This is a genomic window from Candidatus Riesia pediculischaeffi, assembly GCF_002073895.1.
GTDB classification, from domain to species: Bacteria; Pseudomonadota; Gammaproteobacteria; order Enterobacterales; family Enterobacteriaceae; genus Riesia; species Riesia pediculischaeffi.
The window spans coordinates 372,597-384,804 of record NZ_CP012839.1; the positions used below are offsets into that span (position 1 = coordinate 372,597).

At 29.8% G+C, this 12,208-nt stretch carries 8 protein-coding genes and 1 pseudogene; 4 read left to right on the forward strand and 5 right to left on the reverse strand.

What is annotated here, in order from left to right:
• Positions 1-508: 508 nt before the first annotated feature.
• From rpsA to AOQ87_RS01830, 5 genes and pseudogenes are all read right to left on the reverse strand, one after another.
• A pseudogene (gene rpsA, locus AOQ87_RS01810) lies at positions 509-2,171 on the reverse strand (30S ribosomal protein S1).
• A gap of 403 nt (positions 2,172-2,574) precedes the next feature.
• On the reverse strand, positions 2,575-3,861 hold the full coding sequence (gene aroA, locus AOQ87_RS01815) for a 3-phosphoshikimate 1-carboxyvinyltransferase (RefSeq protein ID WP_080626594.1): 1,287 nt from the start codon (positions 3,859-3,861) through the stop codon (positions 2,575-2,577).
• A 42-nt stretch (positions 3,862-3,903) separates the two neighbouring features.
• Positions 3,904-5,016: a 3-phosphoserine/phosphohydroxythreonine transaminase gene (serC, locus tag AOQ87_RS01820; protein WP_236858638.1), complete on the reverse strand. Its 1,113-nt coding sequence runs from the start codon at positions 5,014-5,016 to the stop codon at positions 3,904-3,906.
• Positions 5,017-5,227: 211 nt separating this feature from the next.
• Positions 5,228-6,523, reverse strand: coding sequence for a serine--tRNA ligase (serS, locus tag AOQ87_RS01825; protein ID WP_080626596.1), 1,296 nt, complete (start codon positions 6,521-6,523; stop codon positions 5,228-5,230).
• A 225-nt stretch (positions 6,524-6,748) separates the two neighbouring features.
• A complete protein-coding gene (locus AOQ87_RS01830) occupies positions 6,749-7,369 on the reverse strand; it encodes an outer-membrane lipoprotein carrier protein LolA (RefSeq protein ID WP_080626597.1) in 621 nt (206 codons plus the stop codon).
• Between the two features lie 669 nt (positions 7,370-8,038).
• Between AOQ87_RS01830 and AOQ87_RS01835 the strand changes: the two genes are divergently transcribed.
• From AOQ87_RS01835 to AOQ87_RS01850, 4 genes are all read left to right on the forward strand, one after another.
• Complete coding sequence (locus AOQ87_RS01835) at positions 8,039-9,007, forward strand: FAD-dependent oxidoreductase (RefSeq protein ID WP_080626598.1); 969 nt, start codon at positions 8,039-8,041, stop codon at positions 9,005-9,007.
• Positions 9,008-9,158: 151 nt separating this feature from the next.
• Entirely contained in the window at positions 9,159-9,389 is a 231-nt protein-coding gene (gene infA, locus AOQ87_RS01840; protein ID WP_039719716.1) for a translation initiation factor IF-1, read from the forward strand.
• 460 nt (positions 9,390-9,849) lie between these two features.
• Positions 9,850-10,287 (forward strand): phosphatase PAP2 family protein, encoded by a 438-nt coding sequence (locus AOQ87_RS01845; protein WP_185751034.1) that lies wholly within the window; start codon positions 9,850-9,852, stop codon positions 10,285-10,287.
• A 393-nt stretch (positions 10,288-10,680) separates the two neighbouring features.
• Entirely contained in the window at positions 10,681-11,985 is a 1,305-nt protein-coding gene (locus AOQ87_RS01850) for an NAD(P)/FAD-dependent oxidoreductase (RefSeq protein WP_080626600.1), read from the forward strand.
• The last annotated feature ends 223 nt before the right edge of the window (positions 11,986-12,208 follow it).

Genomic DNA, 12,208 nt, shown 5'->3' on the forward strand with positions numbered 1-12,208 from the left:
TTGCAAAGAATATGTTTTGTCAATCAGTTCTGAGATAAAAATTTGATATCTTCAAGAACCTAGTTTGAGTACATTAAACAGTACGGTTTTAATCGAACATATTCTTAATAAGGATAAAACATGGTATGGCCGAACTTCTAATATAGAACAACGATTCACGTCGAATAAGATAGCGATAAAGTGGTTTATACGACCGAAGGTGCTTTCCTGTACGATACCTTCTTATAAAATATGGAATCGTGGTAGATCGCTATTCTTTGAAAAGATCGAGATAATCAATCGCACTACGACAAGATAAGATATTTTAGTGACGAACAACGATATTACAAAGTTACGTTAGAATTCGTTGAAGATAAAGCCTCCTATCGGTTTGTTCGGTACATCCAAAAATTACTTCATTAAGATTGAATATTTTTAATTTTTCCAAAAAGTAGAAGAAAGCACCTTGTCGAAAATGATAATCGTGATTTATTTAAGTGATAAAAAATCATAATCATACGATCTGATATTATTCGTTTTTAGCTGCTTTAAACGCTTCAATCATGATGTTAGGAAATTTGTTTCTTTCTGTACTTTCATGACATTCAGAAGATTTTCTATTTTTTTCTGATAAATTCAATCTTTCGCAGTTAGAAAGAATGATAATTCTTTTTTTTCTATCGATTCCTATGTATTTAGCTGATATACGACTTCCAACTTTATGATACTCTGGAAAAACTTCTGAAAGAACCATTTTTCCAAAGATGTTCTCCTCTAATGAGATGATAATTTCCTTTCCTTCCACAGAGTATATTCTACCGAAAACTATATCTCCCTTTTTATATCTTTTAGAATACGCTTGAAATGGATCTTCAGATAGTTGTTTGATCCCCAACGATATTCTCTCCCTTTCAAAATCGACTTGCAGAACAACGGCAGATACGACATCTCCTCTTTTATACTTAACAGACTCTTCTTCATACGGTTTATTCCAAGATACATCGGAAGAATGTACTAACCCATCTATTCCGCCGTATAACTCGATGAAAATTCCAAAATCAGTAATTGATTTTATTTTTCCTTCTACACGATCATTCTTTTCATGAGTTTCTGAAAAAATTTTCCAAGGATTCGGTTGACATTGTTTCAAACCCAATGATATACGTCGTCTTTTTTCATCTATATCTAATATCATGACCTCTATCTCTTTTCCGATATTAACTATTTTAGATGGGTGTGTATTCCTCTTAGTCCAATCTATTTCAGATATATGTACCAACCCTTCTATTCCTTCTTCAATCTCAACGAAACAACCGTAATCAGTAATGTTAGTTACTTTTCCTACAGTCTTACTTCCAGCAGAATATTTTTTTAATATTCCGTCCCATGGATCATCTCCTAACTGCTTCAAACCGAGAGAAACCCTGCTCTTATCTTTGTCAAACTTTAAAACTTTAACTTGTATCTTATCACCAACCTTAACAATCTCACTTGGATGTTTCACCCTTTTCCAAGATATGTCAGTGATATGTAATAATCCGTCTATTCCACCTAAATCAATAAAAGCTCCATAATCAGTTAAATTTTTTACAACACCTGGAACAGAAATTCCTTCTTTTAAATTATTTAGGAAAATCATACGATCATTTTGATTTTCAGATTCAATTATCGCCTTTCTAGATATCACGATGTTGTTTCTCTTGCTGATCTAACTTGATAATCTTGAATTCTATCTCTTTTCCTTCTAAATTGTTGGAAGAAAAATCTCTGATCGGTTTAATGTCAAACAGAGAACCAGGTAAAAATGCTCGAATGCCATCTATTTCGACTGAAAAACCACCCTTCACTTTCTCATTTATAGTACCTAATACTTTTCTACCTTCGATATAAGATTCTTTTAAAAACATCCAAATTGCATTTCTCTTCGCCTTTTCCCTAGAAACAACCGTCTCTCCAAATCCATCTTCAATCGTCTCAAGAATGACATCTACCACGTCCCCTACCGTTACTTCAATATTCCCACTTAGATCTTTAAATTGTTCTATTGGAACAAATGATTCAGATTTCAAACCCGTATCGACCACTATTGTATCCTTTTCGATACTTATTATTTTCCCTTGAATTAAAGATCCAGAACGCATCCTTATCTTCTTTAGAGATTTTTTAAATAATTCATTAAATGATTGATTCATATGAAATATAAATTGTTACCTTTTATGATTATTTGCTATGTTATAATTTACTTCGTTCAACCATCAATGGTCAAAGAGTTGACTTATATGTAAGATAGAATTATTAATCCGCCTTACGATTTTAGAAAATCCGGTCGCAGTAATTCCCAATGTGAAACTAGAATGTAAGAAATATATAAAATACCAAATGTAGAAAACAATGAGATAAATATAAATTAAAATACAATCAAGTGCAACAATGATTGCAGGATCATCTATATTCAACGCTAAAAATGTTCCTTCTGTGTTGAACAATTTCATGACAGGATGGAAATGTTCTAAGCGTCTAAACTCTAGTTGATTCGAAATGAAATTACAATTTTTCAATTTTTAATCATGAAAAATAATATTTACATACTTTTGATTATCGAGATTTAGATCTCCTATGAGACAATTCATCAAGTTTCTGAAAAAAATTTGGGAATGTTTTGCTGACGCATCCTGGATTATCGATGAAAACTGACTGACCGGACACGGATAAGAGAGAAAAACACATGGCTATTCTATGATCATCATAAGTACGAATTTTTGATTGTTTAATTTTCTTTGGCGGATGAATCGTTATGCTACTTTCATTCTCTTCAACGTGAGCTCCGGCTTGACTCAGTCCATCTATCATAGATAACATCCTATCTGACTCTTTAAATCTCCAATGATCGATATTTCTGATTATAGTTCTTCCTTTCGCAAATAAAGCTAATATCGCGATTGTCATTGCAGAATCTGGGATATCTTCTGCATCCACTTCGATTCCGAACAAATCCCCCTTCGTAGATTCAATACAGTTTTCCTTCCACAGTATATTTGCTCCCATTCTTTGGATAATTTCTATAAATCTCAAATCTCCTTGTATACTCCTTCTATTTATTCCGTTAATTTTAATCTTTTTACCTGCAATTGCGCTCGCTGCTATAAAATAAGAAGAAGACGTAATATCTGGTTCTACATGATATCTTCCTGGGGATACATACTGTTGATTTTGATCAATTTCAAAGGATTGGTAACCTAAACTTTCAACATGGACATTGAATAAACGCATCATTTTTAATGTCATATCTACATATGTCTTGGATACAAGATGTTTCCCAACCGATATTTTTACTGAGTTCGATATCAGGGGAGAAGATATTAACAAAGCGCTCACGAATTGACTAGAAATATTAGAACTTATGGTGATTTTTCCTCCGTGGAATCCACCAAATATTCTTATCGGAGGAAATCCATATCTTTTTTGATAGATGATTCTTGCTCCTCCCTGTCCCAAAGAAGAAACCAACTGTTTGATCGGTCTTTCCTGCATCCTTTTCGTTCCAGTTAATATAACATCATTCTCTGAAACGGAAAAAACAGCAGTTAGCAGTCTCATAGAAATTCCAGAATTTCCTAGAAATAGTTTTAATCCCTTTCGACAGAATCTAAAACGATCCGGATTGCCGTATATAATGCAAGAATTATCATGATCTAAATCGTATTTTATGCCGATTTTCTTCAAAGCTAGCAACATAACCTTCGTATCCTGACAATTTGATAAGTTGGTTATCGTAGTTATACCTTGAGAAAGTGCGGAAAGTAGTAACACCCTGTTGGATATACTCTTAGAACCAGGTACTTCTACATTTCCTTTTAAATATGTAATGGGAGGAATCAACATACGAAAATTTATTGATCTTCTTTTTTATAAAAACATTTAAAATTAAAAAAACGATATATCTTTAAAGAAATATTGATGTTCAAAATATTTCATGAAATCAACAAGAGCTTTAACTCCTTCGTATGGCATAGAATTGTATATGGAAGCTCGCATACCTTTCGTTTCTCTGTGACCTCTCAAAAAGAGTAGTCCTGATTTTTCTGAGAATTCGACAAACTTTTCATCTATTTTTGTACTTTTTGTCCGAAATGTAACATTCATCATAGAACGATATTTCATATCTATACTATTGATATAAAGTTGACTTTGATCTATTGTATTGTACAATAGTTCTGCTTTTTTTCGGTTCATTTGTTCTATTTTTCTTACACCCCCATTTTTACGGATCCATCTAATTATTAAAGTAGATACGTACCAGGAAAACGTACTTGGTGTGTTATATAAGGAACTATTTTTTAGCTGTACAGAGAAATCTAAGATTGAAGGTATGGAATCGTGACGTGGTTTTTCTATTAAATTACTTCTGATAATAACCACTGTCGTTCCAGCGATGCCCATATTTTTTTGAAAACTGGCGTAAACTATTCCAAATTTCGATATGTCTATCGGTTCAGATAGAATTGAAGAAGAAAAGTCTGCAATAATAACTTTATCTTTTGGAATATCATCAATATCTTCAATATGAGCTCTTAAACCTTCAACGGTCTCATTATGACAATAATGTACGTATTTTGATTTGTTCGATAAATCCCATTTTTTTACAGGAAGTAAGCTAACTATGTCATTTCTACTTTCTTTTATTATCTCAACAGATCTTGCTGAACAGTACTTCAATCCTTCGCGATAAGCATAGTTTGACCAATATCCTCCAATTAAATAATCTACGATCTCATTTCTTTGAAATAAATTTAATGGAATCGCAGAGAACATTCCTCTTGCTCCACCGTGAAAAAAAAGCACTTCATAATTTTCTGGAATATCTAAAACATTCCTCAAACCACCTTGAAGTTCATGGACGATTTCCATGAAAATGTTGCTTCTATGACTAATTTCCATCATAGAGAACCCTGACCTTTTGCTATCATCGAGTCCTAAACATATATCCTTCATGATCTCTCTTGAGATGTAGGATGGACCTGCGCTAAAATTATACATCTTTCTTTTTATTAAAATTATTAAATTAATCGATACATGATAAATGATAGAGAACCGTCAAAAATAACGAATCTTAAAACAATAAAATCACCTATTTGTATCAAATGTTCTTCAAAATTCAGATCAGTTATGCCTATGAGATAAATTACTAAAACGGTATCGAAACCGTTTATAATCGATTTCATAAAAATAGTATCACACCATGATTATATCATATTTTAGATTTTTCTAAAAAAATACGGTCCATTCCATTCATATATTTTTGTAATATCTTAGGAATCTCAATGGATCCATCGTTTGACTGATAATTCTCTAAAATAGCGACCATTGTCCTTCCGATAGGTAATCCTGAACCATTTAAAATGTGAACGAATTCCTTACGATCATCTGCTTTTTTAAACTTAGTGTTCATCCTTCTTGACTGAAAATCCGTCGTATTTGAACAAGAGGATATTTCAATATATTTCTGTCGCGATGGAATCCAAACTTCCAGATCATACGTTTTACTTGAAGAAAAACCTAAATTCTTATTATGAATCATAATTTTACGATAAGGTAAATTCAGCAATTGAAGAACTTTTTCAGCATTTTCCGTCAGTCTTTCTAATGCGACAACCGATCTTTTCGGGTGTACTATGCGAATCAACTCAACTTTATCGAATTGATGTAATCTGATCAAACCGTGAGTTTTATTTCCATAAGATCCTGCTTCTGAACGAAAACATGCGGTATGAGATACCAATTTGATCGGTAAAGACTCGTATGAGAATACCTTATTTTGAACCAAATTAACTACTGGAACTTCTCCAGTTGGTATTAAAAAGTACTTATTTTTTTTATTTGAATCATCATTCAACTTCACGGAAAATAAATCTTTTGTAAATTTTGGAAGATGACCAGTGTTATATAAAGATCGATAGTTGACCAAATAAGGTACTAAGACTTCATAATAGTTATGTTTGTCAACATGTAAACTGATCATAAACTGCGATAATGCTCTATATAGTTGAGCTAATTTACCAGAAATAACAGAAAATTTAGATTTAGATATTTTTGAAGCAATAGTGAAGTTGATACTTCGATTTTCTTTGGTTAATTCAATATGATTTCGAATCTTAAAATCAAATTTTCTCTTTTTTCCCCATCTCTTAATTTCAATGTTGTCTTGCTTTTTAAAACATTCTTCTGGTAAGTTAGGTATTTCTGAAAATATTCCTTGGATTTCTTCTTTTATACTTTTCAGTTGAGTTTCTCTATTAGAAAGTTCTTCTCTAATTTTCTTTGCTTTAATATGAAGATCGTCAACACTTCTTGCTTGAATTTTTTCTATCCCAATAATTTTTGAAAAATGATTTCTTCTTCTCCTCAAAAAATCGATTTCTTTTATAAGATCTGTTTCTCTTCTTTTTAATCTAACAATTTTTTCGCTATCTAAATGAAATCCTCTTGCGGATAATTTCTGTTTAACAATTTTTAAATTAGAAAAAAACATTTTTGGATCCAACATACTTCCTCTTTGAGAATGTACAAATGGTTAATCAAATATCAAGATAACTTTCAAGATTACGATCCTTATCGAGAAAATCTGATAAAGAAATAATTTGTGAGATACAATCGGTTTCTATTCATGAAAAAATCCATAGCATAAAACATTACATCCATGGTAGTTAATACTATTCGAATTATCTGAAAAATCTTACATATCGGTAAAAATTCATGAATCATACATTTATTACTTTCTTCTTTGATCGTCAATGATTGTGTTTATATCGGGAACGAATCTGTATTTATTGTCGTTCACATCCTTCACTTCATTGCTCAAATTTTTAAAATTATAAAGGATCAATTTATTATTATTATCAGTAACTTGCAAACTTAGTATTCTTCCGTTTTTTTGAATTTCAATAGAACAAAAGTTTTCAGAACTTTTTTTTCTTTTCTTTAACAAGAAAAATTGATCTTTACTTTGTTGAATTAAGTGTCGTTTAAGAAAACATGTTTTTTTTGATTTTATTTCCCTTATTATAGAACCGACATAAAAATCTTCATAGGAAGTAACTATTATTTGATTATTATTAAAATCATAGAATCTTATAATATCTTCTTCAAATGTCAGTAGGGATCTTTTTGGGTGCTCTGTATATAACTGTAGCGATTTCAAACCTTTGAACCATAACTTTCCTGAACTGCAATAAATAACCTTACTATTTTTATCAATTATTTTGTTTGTAAAATCTGCTGAAAAATTTCCTACATTTTTTAGTCTATTTAACAGTTCGCTAGAAGAATCAGAAATCACGAAATTTGTTGAAATTATTATTAAAATCTGAAATATAAAAACGATTCTTTTCATTTTTCTTATATCTCAAAAATTTATCCTTATTTATTTATCTGAAACTAACGGTTAAAATATACGAACCACAGTTAATTCATCTCTTTTCTAATCTACTTTTAAAAAGATCATCTTAAGATTTGTATTTTATATGTAAACACTATAAAAACTCGAATTCATTAAAAATGATTAATAAATCCAATATAAAATAATTTCATCAAGATTATCATTTCTAATAACTTATATCGTTTTTTTTCAAAACATTCGCTATGACGAAAAATCTATTAAAAGATGTTATTAAAATATAAATTTTAAAATATTGATACGATACACTGATCAATCTTGATACAACATGAAAAGATATTTCATAAAAAAATTAAAGAAATCTTTTTTTAAAAAAAATTAACGTGATAATTCTTGAGATTAAGATAAATCATAAAATAATAAAATTATAGAAAAATCTTTGAATAACTTAAATTTAAAATATTTACTTTAGATGATAATAAAGTCATAATCCTATAAGAATATATAATTTACACGATTTAACCATTTTAAAGATCCATTAATCTATAAAAATAGGTGTACGATTGAAAGAGCTAAATACATAAGAATTAAATTTTTATCCATTTTATCGTACTATAGTAAAATTTTTACCAATCATATCCACATATTTTCATTATACCTATCAATATGAAAGAAATTAATCAATCTTTTTTACACAGAAAGGTGATCATATTAGGATCAGGACCTTCTGGATGTACTTCTGCTATATATACAGCGAGAGCTGGATTAAATCCGATTTTGATCACTGGATTACAGAAAGGAGGACAAATCTCCCTGGCGAATTCAGTTGAAAATTGGACAGGTTTATATGATAAACAAAAAGGTTCTTCAATAATGAAGAACACATTAAAACAGTTAGAAAAATTCATGCCAGGATCGGACATTATAGAAGATAGTGTTCATAAAGTAAATCTCATGCAACGTCCTTTTCTTCTATTTGGAAATTTTAAAAAATATAGTTGTGACGCTTTAATTATAGCAACTGGCTCTTCTTTTAAGAAACTTGGTTCTTCTTTTGAAAGAAAATTTAATGGACGTGGAATTTCTTTTTGTGCAACTTGTGATGGTTTCTTTTACAAAGATCAAAAGGTTGCAGTCATTGGAGGAGGAAATAACGCTATTGAAGAAGCTATTTACTTGTCTAAAATTTCCAAAGAAGTTAATTTAGTTCATCGTAGAAAAAAGTTTAGAGCGGAAAAATTTCTAATAAACAAAATGTACGAAAAAATTGAACAAAAAAAGATTTTTCTACACACAAATTTTATAATATGCGATGTCCAAGGTGATGAACGTGGTGTTAAATCGATGAAAATACGATCTAATTTAAATGGCTCTGAAAAGAATATTTCTGTTTCCGGTATATTTATCGCAATTGGAAGTATCCCAAATACTGATATTTTTGTTAATCAATTAGATTTAGAAAACGGATATATTAGAACAAGATTAGATAGAAAATGCATGACAGAAACTTCAATAGAAGGAGTATTTGCCGCAGGAGATGTGTCGGATAATTTTTATAGACAAGCTATTTCATCTGCTGGAACCGGCTGTATGGCAGCTATTGATGCAGAAAAATATTTATCTCGTATAACATAGAACATGAAGAAAAAATATCCTTATGTCTTTTTTTTGAAATGACCACGAAAAATGGGACGGTAAATATAGAATAAGTGACAGTTCTTATTCATTTTACGGTATTGTAGCAACTGTTTATATGTCAAAAGTTTATCAATAGGCAATCATTCTTATGAAAGGGGACAACGTGAAAGAAGTTGGAATTGAGTTACAAGGTATGGTTTTAGATTCTCTACCAAATACAACTTTTCGTGTACGTTTAGAAAATGGTAGAAAAATTATCGCTCATATTTCTGGAAAAATGAGAAAAAATTATATTAGAATTTTAACTGGAGATAAAGTAACTGTAGAGATGAGTCCATATGATCTAACAAAAGGAAGAATAATTTTTAGAAATCGATAATTTTGATTCTTTTTGAAAGGTAGATCGTTGAAACGGTTATTTTTATCAAAAAAAATTGAAAACGTTTCTTTATAAGATAGAAGATCAATTATTTTCAATGATACATCACGTACAAAAAACAACATAAAAATACTTACGATATGTATCTAGATCTAATTTATAATTAGTAAACCGATGTTCTCTTTAAAAGTTCTATTCTATATCGTACTGATTATGCAATCATATATCTTATATATTAATATAAAACGATTAAAAGATCGTTCATATTTCATTTCGAGCGGTTTAATTGCAATATTGATTAATGGTTAAAAGATCGAAAACCATTTACGTATAATGTTTGCAGTGAATTACAGTATAAATCATCATCTCTCAACTAGAAGATAAATGTATGACGCCGATTTTGATTTTTTTTGCGGAGAAACTGATATTTCTTTTTCCTATATTTATGTGGATGATTTATATGTTAGAAAGGAAAAACGATATTTCTATATATATTTTTCTTTTTAAAATAATTCTTTCTTTATTCTTCAGTTTTTTTATTTCTTTTTTACTATCAAGGATCTTCTATAAAGATCGTCCATTTGTAGTAGGTATAAAAAATAATATACTTTGTCATAAGTTAAATTCTTCATTTCCTAGTATGCATGGATCGATTTCTTTCACTATTTCTTTAAGTTATTTAATATGGACAAATTCTAGATTTAGAGTATTGATGCTTTTTCCTTCTTTTATCATATGTTGGGCTAGAGTTTTTTTAGGTGTACACTGGACTTCAGATATGATCAGTTCTTTTATAATTTCTCTGATCTCTTGTATGATAGCAGGTTACATTTGGAAAAATTATCATAATCTTTTAACAAATTTCTTTAAGAAGAAAATAAATCTTTCTCGAAAATAAAATACTATCGTCAAATCTTTTTCTTTTTTTCGGATAATTTAATAATTAATATAGCTAATCTAGCACGATTGAAAGATACGATGAAGATCTTCAGTTTCCTTCGATGAAGTGCTGTCTATATTATAAAATAAAGAATAGAATTGAACTGCAGTGTTACTTTTCGGAAATGAAATTCTTCAAATGTAAAACTTATCTTATAAATCATATATAACTATTTTATAGACTTCTCTGAATATCCGTAACGATGTTAATTATGCACATTTATTGCTGTGATTTGTTATTTTTGATATGTTTTAGATTAGTTATATTCATTAAAAGCTCTATCATCTGATTGATTTACGTACCTTAATTTTTACATGAAAATATATAATTTAAAGATTCGCAAGGTAGTTTATGAAAAAACAAAAAACGATAATTGTTGTAGGTGGTGGTGTGGGAGGTTTGGAATTGGTTACTAGACTTGGAAACAGTTTAGGAAAGTCAAAAATAGCAGACATTATTTTAGTCGATCGATATCATAGCCATATTTGGAAACCTATTCTTCACGAAGTAGCTTCAGGTTCAATCAACACGAATTTGAAATCGATAAGTTATTTCAATCATGCTTATAAGAATTATTTTCAATTTTATCTAGGAGAACTACAAGATGTCGATAAAGAAAGAAAGACAATTACTATTTCAACAATGATTTGTCGAAAAGATGGAAAGATTTTCAAAAAAGAGTTAAAGTTCGATATCCTAGTAATCGCATTAGGCAGTATATCTAACGACTTTAGTATAGAAGGAGTAAAAAAGTATTGTATTTTCTTAGATAATTTGGAACAAGCTAATCTACTTCGGAATAAAATGATAAATTTATTTATTGCAAAATCGTCAAAAAGAGAACATAAGTTCGATGAAATGAAGATCGCGATAGTAGGAGGTGGAGCAACTGGAATAGAACTTTGTGCAGAGTTATTAAATACCTTGCATTATTTGAATAAATACAAGTTTGAAGGATATAATAATTATCAGTTAAAAATATATCTTCTAGAAGCTGAGAATAGGATTTTACCATCTCTTTCAGAAAGTATTTCCCAAGATGTGCACAATGAATTAGAAAAGATTGGAATATCTGTTCTTACAAAAACTAAAGTGAACAAAGTATCCCAAAGTGAATTGCAAACTAGTTCATCAAAAAAAATACATGCTGATCTTATCGTATGGGCTGCGGGAATAAAAGTCCAAGATTTTATAAAACGAATTGATGGAATTAGTACTAATCGTATCAATCAAATCATAGTTCAACCTACCTTACAGAGTATTTCTGATGATACAATATTCGCCATAGGAGATTGCGCGTTTCTTCAAGAAGATAAAGGAGGATATGTTCCACCTAGGGCACAAGCTGCTCATCAGATGGCAAACATCTGCTATAAAAATATACTTTCAATGTTGGAGAGGAAGAAGTTAAAAAAATATTTCTATAAAGATCGTGGATTTTTGATATCACTTTCTAAATTTAATACTGTAGGAAGTATCTTTGTCGATAGCATCAATAAGGAGATTCCAGTATGTGGAAAAATCGCTAGAATCTTATATTTGTCTCTATACCGAAGACATCAAGTTACAATACAAGGTTTGATTAGGACTGGATTGTCCATTGTATCTGATAATCTTGATAAATATCTGAGATCTAATCATTTGAACTTGTACTGATGGTATATCGTTTCATTTAATAAAAGTTTTAGCATTTTGCATCATTAAGTACGTTGATTATCGTGAATATAATGAACATCAATATTTTAAAATTTTTGAAGATTCTTACTCATACGTGTAAGATTAGATCTACGATTCAAAGAAAATCATCTAAAGCGCGATAAAATAAAAATTTGGTTTTATCAAGTTCAACAAAATCGAATAAGTTTATATGTTTTCGACA